Origin of the sequence: Mesorhizobium sp. M2A.F.Ca.ET.042.01.1.1, from assembly GCF_003997405.1 — a bacterium.
Classification (GTDB): domain Bacteria; phylum Pseudomonadota; class Alphaproteobacteria; order Rhizobiales; family Rhizobiaceae; genus Mesorhizobium.
This window is the reverse complement of record NZ_RZRX01000121.1, coordinates 1-18,679: the sequence shown is the minus strand read 5'-3', so window position 1 is coordinate 18,679 and position 18,679 is coordinate 1. Positions and strand designations below refer to the sequence as shown.

The following is an 18,679-nucleotide window of genomic DNA, read 5'->3' as shown; positions in this document are numbered from 1 at the left end:
CGCCACCACCAGCGACAGGCCGAGCAGCACGGCGCCCGCAAGCACCACGGGCCGCGCGCCGACCCGGTCATAGATCGCGCCCCAGGCGAAACCGCCGAGGCCCATCACAAGGAAGTTCAAGGTCATGGCGCTGGAAATGCCGGTGCGCGACCAGTTCGTGTCGAGCGACATCGGCTCCAGAAAGATCGCCAGCGAGAACATGGCGCCGAGCGCCACGCAGGTCATCAGCGCGCCGGCTGCGACGATGACCCAACGATAGGAATGGTTCATGGTTCTTCTCCATGCCATAAGGCATCCTGTTTGATGCGGCACGATTTTTCCAGTCCACCGGGCCGCTTGCGTCCGAAGGACGCCGGAGCGGGGTCCGATCCTACAATCTGGTTGCATTTTTTATCTGGTTTTTTCCTATCGATTATTGGACTGCTGGAAAGGCCGCGTTCCTTCGCGCAAGGCGCTGTCCCGCCGGCCTCTCGAACTGTCAGCAGTCTTGACCACGCACCAGGCCCTTCTAGATTGAGCCGCGGCATCCAGGAGGCGTCACCCATGGAACTCTATCGCGGCCGGCTCATCGACCACATCCAGCTCGTGGTGCGCGACCTTGCGGCCAGCCGGCGTTTCTACGGCGGCTTGTTCGAGGTGCTGGGCATTCCGATCGGCGGCGAGGCGCAGGATTATTTCTGGGCCGACGAATTGTTCGTCTCCAGCGCCGACAGCCGCGCGGCGCTCGGCGTGCTGACCGGCCGCCATCATCTCGCCTTCCAGGCGAAGGACCGAGCCATGGTCGATGCCTTTTACCAGGCCGGGCTCGCCGCCGGCGGCAAGGACAATGGCGCGCCTGGCGAGCGCCATTACCATCCCGGCTACTATGCCTGCTTCCTGCTCGACCCCGACGGCAACAACATCGAGGCGGTGTTCCATGGCGAGGCCAGGCGAAGCGCCGCGGCGGTGGAGATCAGCTTCTAGCGAGCGGCGGCTGGCTCACGTCCCAGCCTGCCAACTCGAGCCCCCCACGTATTCTCTCGCGGTCCTCGGATCGCTCCATGCGCGTTTCCTCGACGATTTTCGCAATGGTGAGGCCAGGCTCCAGGGCGCGTCCCTCGCGCACGCAGGCCAGCGCCTTCCCGGCGTCACCGCCCAGGGCGTAGCATGTTGCCAGTCTTGCCCATTGCCAGGCGCTCTTGCGGGGCAGGCATGAGAAGGACGCCGCCGCTTCGCGGTAGCGGCCGAGGATCAGCAGGGCTTCGCCCCGGTCGTAATAATACCAGGTCGGATGCATCGGATTGAGCTGGATGGCCTTGTCGAGCAGGGCAAGCCCGGCCTCGCCGTCGCCACGCAGCGCCCGGAAGAACCCGGTTTGGGCGAGCGTGTCCGCATCGTAGGGATTGAGATCCAGCGCGCGGGCGAAGTGCTTCTCGACCGCGTCGTATTCGTCCCGGCCGCGATAGAGAAGCGTCAGCGCCAGCATGCGGTGGCAGCGCGCCTCGTCCGGGCTGAGCGCGATCGCATGCAGCGCCCGGTCGCGCGCCTGGTCGAGCACGGCGCGCGGGGCGTCGTTATAGCCGCCGATGATAACCTCGGCGAGGGCCAGATAGGCATGCGCCAGCCCTGATTGCGGATCGAGCTCGATCGCCTTGAGGAAATGCGCGCGAGCCGCCTGGTTGACCCCTTCGCCATAGCTGCGCAACAGCTCCTTGCCGCGCAGGAAATGCAGATAGGCTTCGACATTGGCGGCGGGTGCCGGCAGGCCGCGCCGCATCACCGCGCTTTCGATGTTGACGACCAGCGCCGTCACGATCCGCTGCGCCACCATCGTCTGGAAAGCGAAGATGTCGCCCGTGGCAAAAGTGAAACCCTGCGACCAGACGCGCCGGCCGGATGCCGTCTCGGTCAGAACCACGCGCGCGCTGTATTCCGTCCCGGCGGTTTCGACACGGCCTTCGGCGATATAGTCCGCGCCGAGCCGCTCCGCGGTCGCCCGGATGTCCTCGCGCGAATGCTCGGCCAGCGCGAAGGCGGAGTGCCGCGCCAGCACGGCGACGGTCTTGAAGTATGAAAGCGCGTTGGTGATTTCCTCGACGGCGCCGTCGAACAATGCCTTGGCGGTGGCGTCGGCGGGGTCCACATCAAACGGCAGCACCGCCACCGTAGGCTCCGCCCGCGCCGCAGCCGCCGCCGGCGGCTGCGCGGCCTCGGCCTCGGGAAGCTGGAAGAGGTAGCCCCGGCGCGGCACCGTGCGGATCAGCGCCTGCGCCTCGTCGCCAATCGATTTGCGCGCGTCGCGGATCGATTGGGTGAGCGAGTCCTCGCTAACGATGATGCCCGGCCAGACCGCCTGCAACAGCTCGTCCTTGCTCAGCACCCGTCCGGGATTGCGCGTCAGGAAGGCGAGCAGTTCCAGGGTTTTTGGCCGGACGGGCACAATCTCGCCGTCGCGCCGGAGCGTACCCCGGTCAAGATCGAGAACAGCGCCGCCAATTCGTAGCGCCAAGCCCTTGCCCCATCGACACGCCTGATTGCGCGGGGTTCATTGGGAGGGCAAATGCCGGCAAGGTCAAGCCCGAAACATGCCGAGCAGGCCAAGCCACGAACGGCGGCGTGCGGCGCTCGGTTCGACGCGAGCCTCGCCTGGCGCGGTCTCGTTGGGCGGCAGCAGGTAAAGCCAGGCAAGCATCTCGTTGGCCTCGCCGCAGCAGGGTCCCGCGATGCCCGCGGAAAGCATGCTCAGCGCTTCACCCCGCGACAGCGATGTCGGTGCAAATGATGTGTCAGTCCTCGCATGCATGATCGACCTCCGTGGCTGGCGCCATGTGCCGCCATGAACGCCATCATCGTCCCGAGGGCGTCCTTTTGTCCTGAAGCAATCCTGATTTTTCGCTGAATCCGTCCGGCCTAGCGGCGCCACAAGGGTTTGGCGAGTTCGTCGCGCACCTGGTCCATCGTCAGGCCGATATCGCCGATGAGATGCGGCGTCTCGCGCGCCCTGATCGCAAGCTCGTGACGAAACCGCGCCCGCTCGCCCCATGCCGACAGCAGGTCGAACAGGCCGGGCCGCTGCTCGGCCGCGGGGGCGTCCGTCAGCGGTTCGCTGAGATCGAGCCGCACGGCGTCACGGAATTCGGATATGGTGTCGAGCATCGTTTTCATGGTCGGCTCCCTCGTTTGAACGCTGCCCCATGGATAAGGGCATGCGGGGAGCCTGAACCTTCGCCATGCGCCGAACCATCGGCCGCATGCAGTGTTTTGGGTCCTGCATTTGTAGTATTTTGATGGTTCTATGGTTGATCGCATCTATGCCCGCTGGCAGGACAAGCCATGAACCGCATCGTGACGACCTCGGAGGCGTTGTCGGACCGCGAGCGCGCGGTGGCGGAGAGGTTCGCCGCCGGCATGACCTATCGCGAGATCGGCGAGGCGCTGTTCATCGCGCCGTCCACCGTGCGCACCCATCTCGCCGCCATCTATGAAAAGCTAGGCGTGCGCAGCAAGGTCGCGCTCGCCATGCATATCAACGCCATCGCAGCCGCGCCGGCCACGTCGCCGAACGGGCCCGAAGCTTCGCCGATGCTGGCGATATTCCCTATCGAATGCCTGAGTGCCGACGAGCAATGGCGCCGTTTTGCCGACGGCTTGTCCTCGGACATTACCGTCGATCTTGCGCGCTACGCGGACCTACCGGTCGTTGCCTTCCACACCATGAAGGCCCTTGGCAGCAGGCCGGCCGATTTCGCCGCCGACGGCAAGGCGTTGGGCGCTGCCTATATCCTGTCTGGTCAATTGCGAGCGGACGGCCGACGGGTAAGGCTTACGATGGAACTCGCCGACGCACAGACCGGCGTCAGCCTGTGGAGCGAGCGCTTCGACCGGCCCGTGGAGGACATCTTTGCGCTGCAGGACAGCTTGACCGAAAGCGTCATCAACGTGCTCGCCGGCTGTTTCGGAACGATCGCCACGGTCGGGCGCAATGCGATCCGCCGCAAGCCGCCGGCTAGCCTGCGCGCCTACGACTGCTATCTGTTGGGCGTCGAGCAGCACAACACCTTCAGCCGCAGCGGCAACAGGGAAGCCATCAGGCTGTTTTCACGCGCGCTCGATCTTGACCCGACCCTGGTCAAGGCCTGGACCGAACTTGCCTACGCCTATTCGATTGAGGCCTGCAACGGCTTCGGCGACGATCTGAACGCCTCGATCGCCAAATGGCGCTGGGCGGCCGAGAATGCCCTGCGGCTCGACCCGAGCGACAGCACTGCGCACAACTGCTTCGGCGATCTCATGGGCTGCCTCGGCGATCTGGAGGCAGCTGAAAGAGCCCACCGGCGCGCCTTCGAATGTGGGTCTAATCACGCCGACACACTGGCGCTGCTTGCCGGCAGCAAGGCGCTGGTCGCCGGCGATCCGGCCGAAGCGATCCCGCTCATCGAGCGCGCAATGCGCCTCAACCCGCTTGCCCCGCCATGGTATTTCGGCATGCAGGGGCGCGTCCTGTTCACGGCTGGCAGGTACCGGGACGCCATAGCCGCGCTGCGACGGAGCACGCCGGATTCTCCGCACGTGCTAATATTTCTGATGCTCGCCCATGCGAGGGAGGGCGAGGGGGCCGAGGCGGCCGCCATCGCGGGCAGGTTGCGCACGGAATTTCCAGGCTTCTCGGTCGACGGTTTCATTGCGGGGTATCCCGTCACCAATCCCGACGCCGTGCGCGCTATCCGCGACGCGGCGAAGCTGGTGGCGATCCGTTAGCCGCCGCCCAGAAACGCCGCGATCAGCTTCAACATATTGCCGTCCCGCCCGAACTCCTTGGTGTCGAAGTCGCGGCTGCCCTGGCGCTGCGCCCTGGAGAGCTGGTCGAGATAGGCCGTCAGTTCGGCCCTGACCTTCTTGCAGCCGGGATCGTTCTCGGCGGTGAGGCCGGTGCTGAAGGCGACGATCTTGTCGACCATGTCGACGATGCCGGCGCCGTGCACCTTTTCATGCGCGATCAACCCGGCCGCAAACCTGTCCCAGCGCGCCTGCAGGGCGGGGTCCAGCTTTCCGGCCGGCTTCGGCAATGTGTAGGTGATGATCAGCTTCGGCCGCGCCGACTTCAGCACGCAGGCGCTGCCTTGCGGCTGGTAGTCGCGCTGCCAGGTCAGCTTGAAGAACGTATGCGCGATGACGCGACGCCCGCCGCCGGCCGCGCCGACCAGCGGGCCTTTCTCGCCGATCGACAGATAGAGCTGCTCCGCGCTTTGCCCGGAGACGGCATAGGTCTCGATCCTCTCGATAGGCTTCCAGTCTGCCCGGGCAGGGGAGGCAAGAAGCAAGGCGCAAAGCAGGATGGCGAATTTCATGAGGGACTCGATGGGATTCCGTGCGTTAAAGCATGTCTCCTGAAAGTGGAACCGGTTTCGGGATAAAGACATGCGTAAAACCAAAGACCTAAAGCGCATGGAGCGAATCCGAAAGATCGCGACGCGCTTTAGGTGCATAGCGGTTGTCTCATGCGAGATCAAAGCGCGCGGGCAATCCGTCCTTTGAGGAAGGAGACTACGAGACGCCGCGCCGGAACCCGCTCCGCCCGTCATCCGTTTCCTTGGCCAATCATCCCAACCGATGGGGGAGGACAAGATGACCCGCAACGAGATCATTTCCGTGCTTGGACCGGTGGACGAGGCCGTTATCGCCGACATCGCGCTCACCGGCGCAAGCATCGAGGAGCTGCGCGAGGCCTTCGCCTGGATCGGCGCCGACGAGGCGCTGATGAATGAAGGCCACGCTATGCCCGGCGCCCGCGTGGCGAGACTGATCGAGATCCTCGAACCGCCAGACGACGAGCCCGAGGCGCCCCGCGCGGCGGACTAGGGCGCCGGCGCTTCATGGGGAGGCGTTATAGATCCCCATCCCTGAAACAAAAGCCGTGTTCCCGGCGTTTGCGAATGCAAACTCGCAAGGTGCGCTATTGCCATCCACCTCGATCAAGAAAACAGAGTACGATCCGACCAGCAGGATCCTCTCTGTGTGGTTCGTGGCCAGCGGCAAGCGCTACGACTTTGAGGGCGTGCCACCGGAGACTTACGCCGCGTTCCGGTCGGCCTTTGTCAAAGGCCGCTTTTTCAACGACCATATCCGCGGTCATTTCCGGTATCGCCGCGTTACCGATTAGCTGTCCTGTTCAAGCGGCTCATGCTCATCCTGGAACTGGTGCCACATAACCTGTCTGATGTCTTTGCAGTCGACGACCTGGCCGCACGTCTCGCAGCGATAGAAGTCGGAATTCCGAATGGAGCCCGGCGGGCGGTGCACCGTCACCCCTTTCGGCGGACCGAGGTCGGAAAGCCTCGTCATCCTCGAAGCTTCCTCGCCTCGCGCTCCAACGTCTTTCGGTCGTTGCCGTGCTCGCCGATCAGTTCACGCACCTGCTCGGGCGTGATGCGATGCTGTTTGGCGAAGTAGCGAACCTCGTAGTCCTCATTCGCCGAAACTCGGTCGCGGTCCCTGAAATCGCGCTTGGTTTTGTCGTCTGCCATAGCTGTTCCTCCTGGTGAGAGAGAACCGAGTTCCGCACCGAATGTTCCCATTAGCTGCAGCTAACGGAACTGAAACGACCCTGCGCTATTGAATTAAACTTGAGTGATGCGTTGGGCCTCTCATGCGTAAGCCGGTTCGGCTGTCCTTCATTCGCCCGATGGAGCCTGAGCTTGTCGAGCAACCGCCAAAGGCAGACGGTTGGAGCCATGAGGTGAAATTCGATGGCTACAGATCGCAGATCATCAAGGACGATGAAGGCGTCCGTGTGTTCACAAAGTCGGGTATTGATTGGACTGCGAAGTACAAGTCGATCGCCAAGGAAGCCGAAACCCTGGAGGCAAAGAGCTTCATTATCGAAGGCGAGATGATTGTGCTCAACGAAAAAGGCCTGTCCGACTTCCATGCGCTGCGCTCGGCCATCACACGGCGGCCTCAGGCTCTCTATTTCGTCGCGTTCGACCTCCTGCATCTGAATCGCCATGACTTGCGCGACATGGCCCTGAAAGATCGCAGGGAGGTGCTACAAGCGCTTATCCCGGCAGGTGGGCATATCCAGTTCTCGGAGGCTCTGCCGGGTACTGGCGACGCCGTTTATCACCTCGCGTGCAAGGCCAACCTGGAAGGCATCGTTTCGAAGCGCCTCGACAGTGTCTATCGCTCCGGCGCGACCATGAACTGGCGGAAAATCAAGTGCTACGTCGAAGCCGAAATGGACATCATTGGCGTGCAGTGTGAGGCGGGGAAGCCTCCCATGGTGCTGATGGCCGACAAGGGCCGCTATATGGGCGGTGCGTTTGTGACCTTCAAAGCCGACAAACGACAGGCTCTCTGGGAACGCGTGCAGGGCAAAGTTGGTGCTCCGCCTCCAAAGGGATTGGCAAAGCAGAAAGCGGAGTGGCTGAAGCCGGGCCTGGTCGGACGGGTGAAGTTCCTCAAGGGCGAGGAGACGTTGCGTCATGCCTCGCTCAAGGATTTTCGCGAAAAGTAGGATGGAGTTACTGCGATGCCAGTTCGCCAGAAGGCGCAGGACGCCGGAATTCTCGAGCCTGCTGAATTGGAGTTCCTGGCAAGGGTGTTCGACCGGCTGAAAACTGAGGAGCAGACTGCAGATGAACGTGAGGCCCTGGCGTCACGAATCCTCGCCAACTTCATGGCCGGCATCGAGGATGAGGAAGAGCTTGTTTCGCTGTCACGGCTGGCTCTGGGTCGCTCACACATGTCCTAAGCGGCAGCACGGTCGTTGCCTCATTAGTTGGGCTAGCTGTTGCTGCCAAGCTACAGCCCTTTACATGAGATTCCATTAGAAAGGGCTTGTGCGGGGTTTCCTGGGTTTCGGGCGAACCATCCGGGGAAAGGGGCGCACAGCAGTTTGAGGGAAGATGACCCGTCGGCTTAGGTCGGCGGGTTTTTCTTTCGAGCGACGGCTCTCATTTGAGATCGCACCTCAGATCGGTCGCGAGTCAAGGAGCGGTCCGCCATCCGCCGGCGCCACGTTCTGTTGTCGGCGGTGATCTGGCCTTTCGGATCTACTATCGAAGCGCGCCCGTCCGGCGCAAAGACAATTCCCCCAGCCTCTAAAGCCAGCCGCACAGCAAGCACACTGCTAGGCCGGGTGTTCTTTAGCCCGTTTTCGATTCCGCTGATCGTTGCTTCGCTGAGATTGGCCTTGGAAGCAAGTCGCACCCGCGACCATTTCAAGAGGGCGCGGGCGAGTCTGACCTGTTCCGCCGAGAGCTCATGTCAACTGTCCATAAGTTTGGAACATTCAATCTCGCTAAAATGTTCCGGGTGGGACCGATTTTAGCAACGAAGCAGGTGCCGGCGCGGCTGCCAGGATTTAACATTTGACATCGCGGCCGTGGTGGCGATGCGTCAGTATCGGGCCGTCCCATTTCTACCCAGGAGTGGACACCGGTCTGCGATCGAGTGTCACGGCAAGATCGCAGACCGGCGCGCCTCATCGCGCAAGCTGTTGCCGCCAAGCTACAGCCCTTTACCCGAGAATCTATTGACGCCGGAGCGGCTGAAGACGGCTTTTCCGTAAAAGCCTTGGCACGAGCAGCTTTCAAGTCCGTTGCTTTGCCTTGCCAGACGCAGCAGGCAGCTCGGGTGCGCTCGCAAGGATTTCTCGGGACCGCTTTATGAGTCGGCGGTTCTCCTCAATGAACTCCTCAGCTTCCTCAATGCGCATAATGGTTTGCTGCTCCATCTCATCGAGGGGCTGAACTGGGCTGTTGGACTCGCCGATCTGTTGCATGACCATCCTCAATTTATGAGTACCCGCGATCCGCCGGGGGACAAAACTCCTGACGGCTGGAAACGGTTCCCTGAGTGGGCCGACAGGAGGGGGATAGGGCGCCGGCGCCTACGCAGGAAGCATGGGTGCTTCTCCCTACTTGCCCCTCCAGCGCCTCCCGTCATAGCTTTTGCCGCTTTGGCCGGAGGAAAAGCGTTTGGAGACCAATGTCGTCATTGTCGGTGCCGGCCCGGCCGGGCTCGCCGTCGCGGCCTGCCTCAAACGGGCGGGCGTCGATTTCCTGATCCTCGAAAAGGCTGATGAGGTTGCGCCGTCCTGGCGGCGGCATTACCGGCGGCTGCATCTGCACACGGTGAAATCCTTCTCCTCGCTGCCTTTCGTGCCGTTCCCGAAAAGCCATCCCCGCTACGTTCCGCGCGAAAAGGTGGTGGCCTATCTCGATGCCTATGCCGAGCGCTTCGGCCTTGAGCCGCGCTTCGGCGTCACGGTCAAATCCATCCGCCGCGAGGGCGAAAAGTTCCTGGTCGAGACGGACGCCGGCGGGATCAGCGCCAGCAAGGTCGTCGTCGCCACCGGCAACAACGCCCAGCCGATCATGCCGGATTTCCCGGGCATCGAGGATTTCAAGGGCAAGGTGCTGCACAGCGCCGCCTACACCGAAGCGGCGCCCTATGCCGGCAAGAACGTGCTGATCGTCGGCATGGGCAATACGGGCGCGGAGATCGCGCTCGACCTGGCCGAAAGCGGCGCCGTGCCCACCATCTCGGTGCGCAAGGGCGTCCACATCGTGCCGCGCCAGCTGTTCGGTGTGCCGATCCAGATGGTGGGCATCGCCAGCCGGACCATGCCGCGGTCTGTCAATGACTGGATGTTCCCGAAAATCCTCGACATGGCGCTTGGCCGGCTGGAGCGATACGGCATCGTGCGGCCAAAGCAAGGCATCCTGCAAGGCATCGAGGCCGGCCGCATCCCGGTGATCGACGTCGGCACGGTGGCGGCGATCAAGGCCGGCCGGATCGGCATCGCGCCGGACATTGCGCGCTTCAGCGAGGGTGGTGCGGAATTCGCAAATGGCGTGGAGAAGAAGTTTGACGCGGCGATTTTCGCCACCGGCTACCGTCCGGGTTACGACGCCTTCCTGCCAAAGGAGCTCAGCCCGGGCAAGAGCGGCGTGAACGCGCGGGCGAGCGAGCTCGGCGTCTATCTCGTCGGCTTCTACAATCCGGTGACCGGCCTGCTGCGCGAGATCGGCATCGAGGCGCAGGCAGTGGCGAGGGATATTGCGGGGCGGTAAAGTGGTATCCAGACAGCACTGGAAGCCGGGGCTACTTCGATCCTTGCTTGGTATCGCAAACGGGCAGCTTGTTTAGAGGCGGTAAATAGCCATTTTCTTCGTAGCGGCTCGCCGGCATCTCCAATTTTGTCCCATCGTCGTATTGAACCCAAACGCTATCTTCTGTTGCCCAACCGTTTTCGATCTTACAAATCCCAACCGCCATATCCGGGTCCATTAAGCTATTTATTGACGCAACAGACAATCATCTGCCAACGGATCTCCCCTTGCTGAGGGGTGTGTTGCGAGTGATTTTGAGAAGGTAATTTTACGCCCTGATTAGATGCAATTTCATCGCCGCAACCTAAGCATCTATATATTCCATTATCAGGCGGTGTCTCTCCAGGTTTATAGATTTTGTCGAAATTTTCGTGATTGTTATGCGAAATAAACTTGTCATATTTGTACCAAGCCATATTCACCCTCCCAAAGTTGAAGGTTGAATAGAAGCAAATAAGTTTGTCTGGCGCAAGGGTGTAGAGAGAAAAGTATGTTTCTCTCGCGAAGCCACCTTCTTACCCTGGGTTCAGGTGGCTTGGCGTGTACTCTGTGGCTACGACGGTAGCTAAGTGGTCGGCTCTCCTGAATCGGGTGGCACGCCCGATCGCCCTATGCAAGAACGTCCATAACACAGGGGACCCGCGCCATGCTCATGCTCTACGATTATCTCCCGTCGCAAAACGCTTGGAAGATCCGCGTCCTGCTCGGCCTGCTCGGCATCGCTTACGAAACCCGCGTTGTCTCGATCTTCGAGGGCGAGAGCCGCACGGAGGCCTTCCTCAAGCTCAACCCCGCCGGCGCCGTTCCGGTGCTCGCCGTGGAGAATGGCCAGGCGATCGCCGAGTCCAACGCAATCCTCATCCTCGTCGCCGAGGGCACTCCCTATCTGCCGGCGGACCGGCTTGCCCGCGCCAAGGTGATGCAGTGGCTGTTCTTCGAGCAGTATTATGTCGAGCCGGTCATCGGCTCGCTGCGCTTCTGGAGCCTGACCGGCCGGCTGGAGCGCAACCAGGCGCTGGTTGCCGGCAAGCGCGAGGCGGGTGTGCGAGCGCTTGGCGCGCTGGAGCGCAGCCTGGCCGACACGCCTTTCCTGGTCGGCGATACGCTCACCATCGCCGACATCGCCGTCTATGCCTACAGCCACCGCGCCGAGGATTGCGGTTTCTCGCTCGCCGACTATCCGGCGGTAGAAGCCTGGGTGGAGAGGGTGGTCGAGGCGATCGGGCCTGGCTATCCGGTGCATCCCTACAGCATCGATCCGCATTCGGGCGGGTGAGCCGCAGGAACACGGCGGCGGGCGGGGCGTTTCCCAATGGCATTCCAACCAGAGCCATGGAGGCCCGCAATGGTCCGCACCCTTGCCATCGCAATCCTCGCCACCGGCATCATGAGCCTATCCGCCGTGGCTGCCGAGCAATACTGGGTCGCCAGGGACGCGGTCTCCAAGCAGTGCGAGATCGTGCCGAAGAAGCCGGATGGCACGCTTGTCGTGGATCTCGGCAAGAAGACATACCCAAGCGAGGGGGAGGCGAGGAAAGCAATGGAAGCGAGGGCGGATTGCAAGAACAAGTAGAGCGTTGAGAACCGCGCCTAAAGCGCGTCGCGATCCTTCGGATTCCCTCGGATTCGCTCCATGCGCTTTAGGTCTTGATTTTACGCATGTCTTTATCCCGAAACCGGTTCCCACTTTCGGGAGACATGCTTTAGCGGTCCACCAGCGACATCGTGCGCTCGTTATACCTTGGCCCGGACACCTTGTCGGGCGTCAGCGCCATGTCGAGCCCCAGTATCTCGGTCGCGTCGAGCGTGATGTCCGCCGCCGCGACATTTTCCTCCAGATAAGTCCGCCGCTTGGTGCCGGGGATCGGCACGATGTCGATGCCGAAGTCCGGCCCCTTGGCGAGCAGCCACGCGATCGCGATCTGGCCGGGCTTCACGCCTTTTGCCGCTGCAATGTCGCGCACAGCGGCGGCGGCCGCGACATTCAAGTCGAAATTCTCGCCCTGGTAGCGCGGGTCGCCGCGGCGGAAGTCGCCCTGCGGATAGTCTTCCGCGCGCTTGACGTCGCCGGCCAGGAAGCCGCGGCCGAGCGGGGCGAAGGGCACCAGGCCGATACCCAGCTCCTTCAGCGCCGGGATGATCTCGGGCTCGAGGTTGCGCTCCCACAGCGAGTATTCGCTCTGCAGCGCCGAGACCGGATGCGCGGCATGCGCGCGGCGGATGTTGGCAATGCCCGCTTCCGACAGGCCGAAGAAGCGCACCTTGCCCTCGGCCACCAGCTCGCCGACCGCGCCCGCGACGTCTTCCATCGGCACCGCGGGGTCGACACGGTGCTGGTAAAGCAGATCGATGCGGTCGGTGGCGAGCCGCTTGAGCGAAGCCTCCACCACCTCCCGTATATGGTCGGGCCGGCTGTCGGTGCCGGACTGCTTGCCGTCGACGATGCGGAAGCCGAACTTGGTCGCGATCGTCACCTGGTCGCGCCGGCCTTGCAGCGCGCGCCCAAGCAGTTCCTCGTTGACGAACGGCCCGTAGACCTCGGCCGTGTCGAGAAAGGTGCAGCCGAGCTCGATCGCCCGGTGGATCGTCGCGATCGACTCCGCCTCGTCGGCCGGCCCGTAGGACTGGCTCATGCCCATGCAGCCGAGGCCGATGGCCGAGACTTCGAGCCCCTGGCTTCCGAGTTTGTGTTTGCCGAGGCTCATATGTCCTTGTCTCCCGCGAAAAATCAGCGCTCGCGAAAGTATAGGGCGGGGACAGGACACGTCCAGCGCCGAGCCGGCGGCGTTTGATCCAGGTCAAGGAAACCGCAGGACGGCGCAGTATAGTCGGTCCGTCTTGGGAAGGACACAAGGCGGGCGGGTGGTTCCGGCCGACGCCACTCCCTCGGGGCCCTGACGGAACCACCCACACCGACGTTTGGTAATATCGGACAAAGGCTGTAGCGCGTCGCCCGAACTCGTTTTCGGCGCGACGCGCTTCTTTATGCATCCAGAGTCCACGCCGCGCCGGTACGCCCGCCTCAACTATAAGGCGACAGGCACTGCTGGCGAGGACCGCCATAGGGCTGGTAGCTGTTGTCCCAGGCGCGATAGGAGCGGTAGCGGTCGAAGCACCAGCGCACATGGGCGGCCGCCAGGCGCGCCGCGGGGGGCGGGGGTGGCGCGACCGTGGCGGCCGCCACGCCGGCCGCGAAGGCTGCGGCCGGGAACCAGTAGCCATTGTAGTAGCGGTAGCCGGGCCGTACGCGCCAATAGCCACGGTAACCATTGTAGTAATAAACGCCGCCGACGACGTAGAAGCCGCGCCGGTACCAGACCGGCGTAGCCTGGCTGGTCACGGATGCCTGTCCGGGGGCGGGCACGATCGGAACGGCCTCGGCCGGCGAGGCCAGCATCGATGCGCCGAGCACCAGGCCGCAAAAAGCTGTCGCTATCCATTTCATCGTCTCACTCCTTTGTCGTTTGTCCTGATCATCACGGGGATCACGGGCGCTTCAGCGCCCGCAGTTCGGAAATCGAAAGCGCGCCGTCGCCATCGGTGTCCGCCTGCAGCAGCCGGTCGGGAATGGCGGCCGTGAATTCGTCGCGCGAGATCTTGCCGTCGCCGTTGCGGTCCATGCGGCTCGCCTCGGCCTGCAGCCCCGCGAAACGCGCGGCCTGGATGTCGCGCTTCGCCTTGACCTGCGCCACGGCCGCGCGCACCTCGTCGGGATCGAGCACGCCATTGTGGTTGGCGTCCAGCCGGTCGAACATCCGCGCCCGCGCCGCCTGGATCTCGCTGAATTCCAGCTTTCTGTCGCCATTGGTGTCGATGCGCCGGAACGCTTCCCGGGCGCCCTGGTCGGCGGCGAAGGCGCTGCAGCCGCACAGAAGCAGCCCGGCGAGCGCCGTCACAATCTTGGTCATCTGGGTCTCCGCTGTAATCGACGGCCCGCCGCGGACCGTCCTTGCAGCGCCTCCTACGCGCAAGTTCGACGGCTCCTACGCTCTGCCCGCGAATTTTTCGGAAAGTTCGATGCACGGGGCGCCGCGCCATGGCGGCCGGCAAAAAAATCCGCACGCCGGCGTAGGAGCACGAACCGGGCTGCGTATTGGCCGACAGTCGCCCCCGCGACGTGACATTTCGAAAGGACCAACCATGAAACACTCAGCAATCCTTGCGGGCCTGCTTCTCGGGCTTGCTCCGGTCTGCGCCGCCGCGGCGCAGGACATGCCCGGCCAGCGCATCCTGCAGCGCCTCGACACCAATGGCGACGGCGCGATCTCGAAGGACGAGATGCTCGCCGCCCGCGAACGCCTCTTCAAAAGGCTCGACCGCAATGGCGACGGCGTCATCGACGAGAACGAGATCGAGACCGCCCGCCAGGCCATCGATGACCGCGCCCTGGCAGCCGAGGCCCGCCTCGGCAATCGCTGGCGGCGCATGGACAGGAATGGCGACGGCAAGGTCACCGAGGACGAGTTCCAGGCCAGCACGCCGCTCTTCGATCTCGCCGACCGCAATGGCGACGGCAGGCTCTCCGCCGACGAGATCGCGGCCATCCGCAAGATCGTGGCTGCTCACGCCAATTGACCAACCTGCCTTCCAGAAAGGAAATGACATGCTTTCAAGATTCAGACTTCCGCTGCTTTGCCTTGGCGCGATGGTCGTCTGGTCGGCCGCGTCCCCGGCCTCGGCCGAGGAATGGACGCGCAAGACCGCGCATGGCGGCGAACTGAGCCGCAGCGTCGACCGGGACGGCAATATCTACACCGGCTCGACCACGCGCACCGGACCGAATGGCGGCACCTACACGTCGAACTCAACCTGCAAGGTCGGCGTTGTTGACCGCTGCTCCAGGAGCTATTCTGCCACCGGGCCGAACGGCAAGACCGTTTCAGGTCAGCGCTACAGCGCGGCCGGACCGTTTCGCGGCCGTTCCGTCGGCAGCATCACGGGCCCGAACGGCAACACGGTTCACGGCTTCCGCCGTTGGCGCCGCTGACACCTGGTGGTGGACTTGACGTCGGAATTCGTTTTTCTCCCGAGCCGGATCGTCGCGGATTTCTGCCTCGCCGCCGGAGGCTCCTCGACCGGTGCTCGCTGCCGTGCGGGATGAAGCTGTCGGTGGCGACGAGGAGCTTCTGGCCCGCATCGCCGCGGGCAGCCAGGCGGCTTTGTCCGCGCTCATGGCCCGTCACGGCCGTGGGCTGCGGACATTCGCCACGCGCTATCTCGGTCATGCGGCCGATGCCGAGGACGTGGTGCAGGAGGTGTTCGTGACCGTCTGGAAACAGGCCGCGCGCTTCGATCCCGGCAGGGCGCGCGCCTCGACATGGCTCTACCGGATCACGGCCAACCGCTGCATCGACCAGCGCCGGCGCCGCGCGCTGCGCAATTTCTTCGGCCTGGACGATGTCGCGGAGGAGCCGGCCGCGCTGGAAGCCAATGCCGAGACGGCGACGGCGGCCAGGCAGGAGCTGGCAATCGTGCGCGACGGCCTGTCGCGCCTGCCGGAGCGCCAGCGGATGGCGCTGCTTCTTAGGGCGGTGGGCGAGCTTGACATCGGTGCGATCGCCGAGGTGATGGGCGCCAGCGCCGGCTCGGTCGAACAGTTGCTCGTGCGCGGGCGCCGCGCGCTCAGGGATCATTTGGCAGATGCGGCCGGCGGCCGCGAAAGGAAGTCCTCATGACACGCGAGGAATTCGAGCACAACCGGCGCCGCTTCGGCGACGACATCGATGCCTGGCCTGCGGCCTCGAGAGGGTCCGCCCTGGCATTCATGGCGCTTGAAGGCGATGCCGTCGCCGATGCGGCGCTCGACAGGCTCGTGCGGCTGGCCGCGCTGGTCGAGGGCGACGACCGCGCCTTGGTGCGCAAGGTGCTGGCCCGCATCGATCGCGGCGCGGCGCGTCCTTCGCTGCTGCCGCGCTTCCTCGTCGCGCCGGCCGGTATCGCCGCTTGCGCCGCGGCCTTGCTGGTCACCGCGACAATCGCCGGTTACCAGGTGGCGGGCCTTCAGGACCAGTCGCAGGATTCCGAGCTGCTGGCGCTCGCCGCCGGCGCCAGGCTGCCCGACGACGGCGGACCGCCGATCGCCGGCGATGCGGGCGAGGGAGACGCGCTATGACCGGTCGTTCATGGATCTGGGCGGCGGTGCTGGTCGTGCTTGCGCTTTCGCTCGCGCTCAACTTCTTCTTCATCGGCTATGCCGCGCATGGCCTGCACCAGGCGGCGGTTGCGCGCGGGCTGCTGGCGGAGGTCGCGGGCGCCTACTCGCCAGAGGTGCGCAAGGAGTTCCGTTCGGTCATGCGCGACAACCGCGCCCGCACATTCGAAGCCCTGCGGCAGCTGCGCGCGGCGCGCGCCGACCTTGCGGCGGCCGAGCAGGCTCGACCCTTCGACGAAGCGGCGGTCAGGCAGGCGATGGCGGCGGTGCGCGCCGCTACTACAAACCTTCAGGCAACGGTGCAGGACTACCTGCTCGCCGCCATGAAGAACGTCAACGCGAAGCCGAGCGGGTGAGCCGTCGCCCCACTCGCGGCACAATTGCCGTGACCTATTCTAGCGCAATTCCAGGAAAAGTGCGGAGCGGTTTTCCGTCCGGAATTGCGTAAATACAAAGGCTTAGAGCAGTTCGGCGATTCCGTGAACGCTGAACCGCTCTGGTGTCGGAACCATGATGACGAACCAATGCGGCACGATCGGCTTGTCCTGATATTGCTCCGGCGCGAGCTCGTCGCCGGCCTGCGGGCGATGCGGCGCCGCGATCTCGCCTGGATCGGGCTCGGCGGCGGCGCGTTGCTGGCCTATGCGATCGCCGATATCGTGCTTGCCCTGCAGGCCGCGGCGCCGAAATTGCGGGACGACCAGCTCCTGTGGACCCTTGGCCTGCCGCTCACCCTGGCCGTGCTCGGGGCGCTCACAGGCAACGCGGTCGCCAGGCTCTGCCTTGCACGCGCTTTCGCGCCCTTCCTCAAGGCGCTGCCGCTTGGGCCCGGACACCGCCGCCACATGGCCGGCAGGGCGACGCTGGCGATCTTCGCACCGCTGAGCGTCCTGGTTGCCGTTTTGGTCGGCTTCGCCTGCGCCGTCATTGGAAAGCCGTGGCCGGCGGCCTGGGGCGTGGGCGCGGCGATCCTGTTTGCGCTGGGCTTCGGCACGGCAGCCTTTTGGCGCCTGCGGCGGCCACGCCTTCTCCTCGATGAGGCGGCAAGCGAGACGGCGCCGGTTGGAAGGCCCTGGCTGCGCCGCCTCGACCAGGCGCACCCGCGCTGGCTTTCGAGCTGGGCCTGGAACCTGCCGGGCGGCCAGTTGCGTCCGTCATGGAAGCTCGCCGCGGCCGGCCTGCTGCTGGCGGCCGCGGCCGTCCTTGGCGCAGGGGCAAGCCTTGCCGGTCGCACGGCCGGGCCGGCGGCGGTTGCGGGCCTGGCGGGCGGCATTCTCGTCTTCATGCTCAGCCTGCGATGCCAGCCGCTCGGCTCGCCGGTGCTGCGCACGGCGCCCATAGGCTTCACGCGCGCGTGGCTGCGGCTGGTGCAACTGCCGCTGCAATTGTCGCTCGCCTTCTTCCTGCTGCCGGCGGGCGCGGCACTCGCGGCCGAGCCTTCGGCATGGGCCGTGCCAGTGGCGGGCGGACTCTGGCTGCTGGTGCTGAACGGCGCCTATGCGGTGTTCGGCGCCTATTTCCTCAACGCGCCATTCGTCGCCATGTTGAGCTTCGCCAGCGCGCTCGCCTATGCCAGCTACGAGACGCTCGAATATGGCCGCACCGTGCTGATCGGCCTGGCGGCATTGGTGGTTTTCCTATGGCACCGAACCCGACAGAGGTATCGCAATGGATGAAGCCCTCGCCGTCAGCGGTCTCAGCGCCGGTTATCGCGGGCGCGCCGTGGTGCGCGGCATCGATCTTTCGCTCCGCCGGGGCGACATGATCGGCCTGCTCGGCGCCAACGGCTCGGGCAAGTCGACGCTGATCAGGGCGATCACCGGCCAGATCCCGTTGCTCGGCGGCAGCGTGACGGTCGACGGCGTCGGCCTCGCCGCCGCGCCGGAGCGCGCCAAGGCCGGCTTCGGCCTTGCCATCGAGCCGCACGAATTGCCGGCGGCACTGTCGGGACGCCAGTATATCGAGCTCGTCGCCTCGATCCGCGGCTGCGCGCCAAACGACCTGCCGGGTGCCGATCTGCCGGGCGCCGACCTTCTGGAGCGGCTCGAGCTCGGGCGCTGGATCGACCGTCCGATCGCGGAATATTCGCTCGGCACGCGCGCCAAGATCGCGATCCTCGCGGCACTTCTCGGCCGGCCGCCGCTGCTGATTTTGGACGAGACGCTGAACGGCCTCGATCCGGTTGCCGCCTGGGAGGTGAAGCGCGTGATCACCGCGCTTTGCGCGAGCGGCCGCCACGCCGTGATCGTGTCGACCCATTTGGTGGAAGCCGTGCCGGCGCTTTGCAATCGCGCGGTGCTGATGGCCGACGGAAGCCTGAGCCGGAGCTGGGATGCCGCGCAGCTGGCCGAAGCGGGCAGGGCGCCGGGCGGGTTCGAGGCAAGCGTCATGCAGGCGCTGCGAACGCGGGCCGCTGCCTGATGTCGATCTAAGC

Annotated in this window: 26 protein-coding genes; 16 read left to right on the top strand and 10 right to left on the bottom strand. The window is 64.5% G+C overall.

What is annotated here, in order from left to right:
* The coding region (locus tag EOA23_RS19135; protein WP_127305286.1) for an MFS transporter at positions 1–270 on the bottom strand (270 nt) is incomplete at its 3' end.
* Positions 271–543: 273 nt separating this feature from the next.
* Between EOA23_RS19135 and EOA23_RS19130 the strand changes: the two genes are divergently transcribed.
* Entirely contained in the window at positions 544–963 is a 420-nt protein-coding gene (locus EOA23_RS19130; protein WP_042642970.1) for a VOC family protein, read from the top strand.
* Here the strand turns inward: EOA23_RS19130 and EOA23_RS19125 are convergent.
* The 3 genes from EOA23_RS19125 to EOA23_RS19115 form a co-directional block, all read right to left on the bottom strand.
* On the bottom strand, positions 953–2,488 hold the full coding sequence (locus EOA23_RS19125) for a winged helix-turn-helix domain-containing protein (protein ID WP_127305285.1): 1,536 nt from the start codon (positions 2,486–2,488) through the stop codon (positions 953–955). The genes EOA23_RS19130 and EOA23_RS19125 overlap by 11 nt on opposite strands.
* 63 nt (positions 2,489–2,551) lie before the next feature.
* Positions 2,552–2,782 carry a hypothetical protein gene (locus tag EOA23_RS19120; protein WP_126061485.1) on the bottom strand — a complete coding sequence of 77 codons (231 nt, stop codon included), beginning with the start codon at positions 2,780–2,782 and terminating at the stop codon, positions 2,552–2,554.
* Positions 2,783–2,889: 107 nt separating this feature from the next.
* Entirely contained in the window at positions 2,890–3,144 is a 255-nt protein-coding gene (locus tag EOA23_RS19115) for a DUF1127 domain-containing protein (protein WP_127305284.1), read from the bottom strand.
* Between the two features lie 168 nt (positions 3,145–3,312).
* Here EOA23_RS19115 and EOA23_RS19110 point away from each other — a divergent pair, with 168 nt between their 5' ends.
* Entirely contained in the window at positions 3,313–4,737 is a 1,425-nt protein-coding gene (locus EOA23_RS19110; RefSeq protein ID WP_127305283.1) for a LuxR C-terminal-related transcriptional regulator, read from the top strand.
* Here the strand turns inward: EOA23_RS19110 and EOA23_RS19105 are convergent.
* Entirely contained in the window at positions 4,734–5,327 is a 594-nt protein-coding gene (locus EOA23_RS19105) for a DUF922 domain-containing protein (RefSeq protein WP_127305282.1), read from the bottom strand. The two genes, EOA23_RS19110 and EOA23_RS19105, sit on opposite strands and share 4 nt — an antisense overlap.
* A 277-nt stretch (positions 5,328–5,604) precedes the next feature.
* Here EOA23_RS19105 and EOA23_RS19100 point away from each other — a divergent pair, with 277 nt between their 5' ends.
* Positions 5,605–5,838, top strand: coding sequence for a hypothetical protein (locus EOA23_RS19100; protein WP_127305281.1), 234 nt, complete (start codon positions 5,605–5,607; stop codon positions 5,836–5,838).
* A gap of 55 nt (positions 5,839–5,893) precedes the next feature.
* Positions 5,894–6,139: a KTSC domain-containing protein gene (locus EOA23_RS19095; RefSeq protein WP_348628573.1), complete on the top strand. Its 246-nt coding sequence runs from the start codon at positions 5,894–5,896 to the stop codon at positions 6,137–6,139.
* Between the two features lie 178 nt (positions 6,140–6,317).
* Here the strand turns inward: EOA23_RS19095 and EOA23_RS19090 are convergent, their stop codons facing one another.
* Entirely contained in the window at positions 6,318–6,503 is a 186-nt protein-coding gene (locus tag EOA23_RS19090; protein WP_042642958.1) for a DUF3606 domain-containing protein, read from the bottom strand.
* 122 nt (positions 6,504–6,625) lie between these two features.
* Here EOA23_RS19090 and EOA23_RS19085 point away from each other — a divergent pair, with 122 nt between their 5' ends.
* A complete protein-coding gene (locus tag EOA23_RS19085; RefSeq protein WP_127305280.1) occupies positions 6,626–7,492 on the top strand; it encodes an RNA ligase family protein in 867 nt (288 codons plus the stop codon).
* Between the two features lie 15 nt (positions 7,493–7,507).
* Positions 7,508–7,729: a hypothetical protein gene (locus EOA23_RS19080; RefSeq protein ID WP_126061478.1), complete on the top strand. Its 222-nt coding sequence runs from the start codon at positions 7,508–7,510 to the stop codon at positions 7,727–7,729.
* Positions 7,730–8,569: 840 nt separating this feature from the next.
* Here the strand turns inward: EOA23_RS19080 and EOA23_RS19070 are convergent.
* Positions 8,570–8,761, bottom strand: a complete 192-nt coding sequence (locus EOA23_RS19070) for a hypothetical protein (protein WP_127305278.1) — start codon at positions 8,759–8,761, stop codon at positions 8,570–8,572.
* 196 nt (positions 8,762–8,957) lie between these two features.
* Between EOA23_RS19070 and EOA23_RS19065 the strand changes: the two genes are divergently transcribed.
* The 3 genes from EOA23_RS19065 (at position 8,958) to EOA23_RS19050 (ending at position 11,667) form a co-directional block, all read left to right on the top strand.
* Complete coding sequence (locus EOA23_RS19065) at positions 8,958–10,055, top strand: NAD(P)/FAD-dependent oxidoreductase (RefSeq protein ID WP_127305277.1); 1,098 nt, start codon at positions 8,958–8,960, stop codon at positions 10,053–10,055.
* 685 nt (positions 10,056–10,740) lie between these two features.
* A complete protein-coding gene (locus tag EOA23_RS19055; RefSeq protein ID WP_127305275.1) occupies positions 10,741–11,370 on the top strand; it encodes a glutathione S-transferase family protein in 630 nt (209 codons plus the stop codon).
* A 69-nt stretch (positions 11,371–11,439) separates the two neighbouring features.
* The gene (locus EOA23_RS19050) at positions 11,440–11,667 is read left to right on the top strand and encodes a hypothetical protein (RefSeq protein ID WP_127305274.1); all 228 of its coding nucleotides are present in this window, start codon (positions 11,440–11,442) and stop codon (positions 11,665–11,667) included.
* 130 nt (positions 11,668–11,797) lie between these two features.
* Here the strand turns inward: EOA23_RS19050 and EOA23_RS19045 are convergent, their stop codons facing one another.
* The 3 genes from EOA23_RS19045 to EOA23_RS19035 form a co-directional block, all read right to left on the bottom strand.
* Positions 11,798–12,799 (bottom strand): aldo/keto reductase, encoded by a 1,002-nt coding sequence (locus EOA23_RS19045; protein ID WP_127305273.1) that lies wholly within the window; start codon positions 12,797–12,799, stop codon positions 11,798–11,800.
* A 317-nt stretch (positions 12,800–13,116) separates the two neighbouring features.
* The gene (locus tag EOA23_RS19040) at positions 13,117–13,539 is read right to left on the bottom strand and encodes a BA14K family protein (protein WP_127305272.1); all 423 of its coding nucleotides are present in this window, start codon (positions 13,537–13,539) and stop codon (positions 13,117–13,119) included.
* A gap of 40 nt (positions 13,540–13,579) precedes the next feature.
* The gene (locus tag EOA23_RS19035) at positions 13,580–14,002 is read right to left on the bottom strand and encodes an EF-hand domain-containing protein (RefSeq protein ID WP_127305271.1); all 423 of its coding nucleotides are present in this window, start codon (positions 14,000–14,002) and stop codon (positions 13,580–13,582) included.
* A 232-nt stretch (positions 14,003–14,234) separates the two neighbouring features.
* On the opposite strand from EOA23_RS19035, the gene EOA23_RS19030 reads away from it, so the two are divergent.
* The 7 genes from EOA23_RS19030 to EOA23_RS19000 all read left to right on the top strand — a co-directional run bounded on the left by EOA23_RS19030 (position 14,235) and on the right by EOA23_RS19000 (position 18,666).
* Entirely contained in the window at positions 14,235–14,669 is a 435-nt protein-coding gene (locus EOA23_RS19030) for an EF-hand domain-containing protein (protein WP_127305270.1), read from the top strand.
* Between the two features lie 28 nt (positions 14,670–14,697).
* The gene (locus EOA23_RS19025; protein ID WP_127305269.1) at positions 14,698–15,081 is read left to right on the top strand and encodes a hypothetical protein; all 384 of its coding nucleotides are present in this window, start codon (positions 14,698–14,700) and stop codon (positions 15,079–15,081) included.
* Between the two features lie 91 nt (positions 15,082–15,172).
* The gene (locus tag EOA23_RS19020) at positions 15,173–15,769 is read left to right on the top strand and encodes a sigma-70 family RNA polymerase sigma factor (protein WP_127305268.1); all 597 of its coding nucleotides are present in this window, start codon (positions 15,173–15,175) and stop codon (positions 15,767–15,769) included.
* Complete coding sequence (locus tag EOA23_RS19015; protein ID WP_127305267.1) at positions 15,766–16,206, top strand: hypothetical protein; 441 nt, start codon at positions 15,766–15,768, stop codon at positions 16,204–16,206. Before EOA23_RS19020 ends, EOA23_RS19015 begins: the two co-directional genes overlap by 4 nt.
* Entirely contained in the window at positions 16,203–16,601 is a 399-nt protein-coding gene (locus EOA23_RS19010; RefSeq protein ID WP_127305266.1) for a periplasmic heavy metal sensor, read from the top strand. Before EOA23_RS19015 ends, EOA23_RS19010 begins: the two co-directional genes overlap by 4 nt.
* Positions 16,602–16,769: 168 nt before the next feature.
* On the top strand, positions 16,770–17,921 hold the full coding sequence (locus tag EOA23_RS19005) for a hypothetical protein (protein WP_127305265.1): 1,152 nt from the start codon (positions 16,770–16,772) through the stop codon (positions 17,919–17,921).
* On the top strand, positions 17,914–18,666 hold the full coding sequence (locus EOA23_RS19000) for an ABC transporter ATP-binding protein (RefSeq protein WP_127305264.1): 753 nt from the start codon (positions 17,914–17,916) through the stop codon (positions 18,664–18,666). The genes EOA23_RS19005 and EOA23_RS19000 overlap by 8 nt, the downstream gene beginning before the upstream one ends.
* Positions 18,667–18,679 lie beyond the last annotated feature (13 nt).

Coding starts and splice junctions, on each gene's coding strand:
- EOA23_RS19115 (WP_127305284.1), bottom strand. CDS start 3,144: ATGAAAACGATGCTCGACACCATATCCGAATTCCGTGACGCCGTGCGG.
- EOA23_RS19025 (WP_127305269.1), top strand. CDS start 14,698: ATGCTTTCAAGATTCAGACTTCCGCTGCTTTGCCTTGGCGCGATGGTC.
- EOA23_RS19090 (WP_042642958.1), bottom strand. CDS start 6,503: ATGGCAGACGACAAAACCAAGCGCGATTTCAGGGACCGCGACCGAGTT.
- EOA23_RS19040 (WP_127305272.1), bottom strand. CDS start 13,539: ATGAAATGGATAGCGACAGCTTTTTGCGGCCTGGTGCTCGGCGCATCG.
- EOA23_RS19035 (WP_127305271.1), bottom strand. CDS start 14,002: ATGACCAAGATTGTGACGGCGCTCGCCGGGCTGCTTCTGTGCGGCTGC.
- EOA23_RS19085 (WP_127305280.1), top strand. CDS start 6,626: ATGCGTAAGCCGGTTCGGCTGTCCTTCATTCGCCCGATGGAGCCTGAG.
- EOA23_RS19005 (WP_127305265.1), top strand. CDS start 16,770: ATGCGGCACGATCGGCTTGTCCTGATATTGCTCCGGCGCGAGCTCGTC.
- EOA23_RS19010 (WP_127305266.1), top strand. CDS start 16,203: ATGACCGGTCGTTCATGGATCTGGGCGGCGGTGCTGGTCGTGCTTGCG.
- EOA23_RS19130 (WP_042642970.1), top strand. CDS start 544: ATGGAACTCTATCGCGGCCGGCTCATCGACCACATCCAGCTCGTGGTG.
- EOA23_RS19030 (WP_127305270.1), top strand. CDS start 14,235: ATGAAACACTCAGCAATCCTTGCGGGCCTGCTTCTCGGGCTTGCTCCG.
- EOA23_RS19000 (WP_127305264.1), top strand. CDS start 17,914: ATGGATGAAGCCCTCGCCGTCAGCGGTCTCAGCGCCGGTTATCGCGGG.
- EOA23_RS19120 (WP_126061485.1), bottom strand. CDS start 2,782: ATGCATGCGAGGACTGACACATCATTTGCACCGACATCGCTGTCGCGG.
- EOA23_RS19100 (WP_127305281.1), top strand. CDS start 5,605: ATGACCCGCAACGAGATCATTTCCGTGCTTGGACCGGTGGACGAGGCC.
- EOA23_RS19045 (WP_127305273.1), bottom strand. CDS start 12,799: ATGAGCCTCGGCAAACACAAACTCGGAAGCCAGGGGCTCGAAGTCTCG.
- EOA23_RS19050 (WP_127305274.1), top strand. CDS start 11,440: ATGGTCCGCACCCTTGCCATCGCAATCCTCGCCACCGGCATCATGAGC.
- EOA23_RS19055 (WP_127305275.1), top strand. CDS start 10,741: ATGCTCATGCTCTACGATTATCTCCCGTCGCAAAACGCTTGGAAGATC.
- EOA23_RS19070 (WP_127305278.1), bottom strand. CDS start 8,761: ATGCAACAGATCGGCGAGTCCAACAGCCCAGTTCAGCCCCTCGATGAG.
- EOA23_RS19105 (WP_127305282.1), bottom strand. CDS start 5,327: ATGAAATTCGCCATCCTGCTTTGCGCCTTGCTTCTTGCCTCCCCTGCC.
- EOA23_RS19110 (WP_127305283.1), top strand. CDS start 3,313: ATGAACCGCATCGTGACGACCTCGGAGGCGTTGTCGGACCGCGAGCGC.
- EOA23_RS19015 (WP_127305267.1), top strand. CDS start 15,766: ATGACACGCGAGGAATTCGAGCACAACCGGCGCCGCTTCGGCGACGAC.
- EOA23_RS19080 (WP_126061478.1), top strand. CDS start 7,508: ATGCCAGTTCGCCAGAAGGCGCAGGACGCCGGAATTCTCGAGCCTGCT.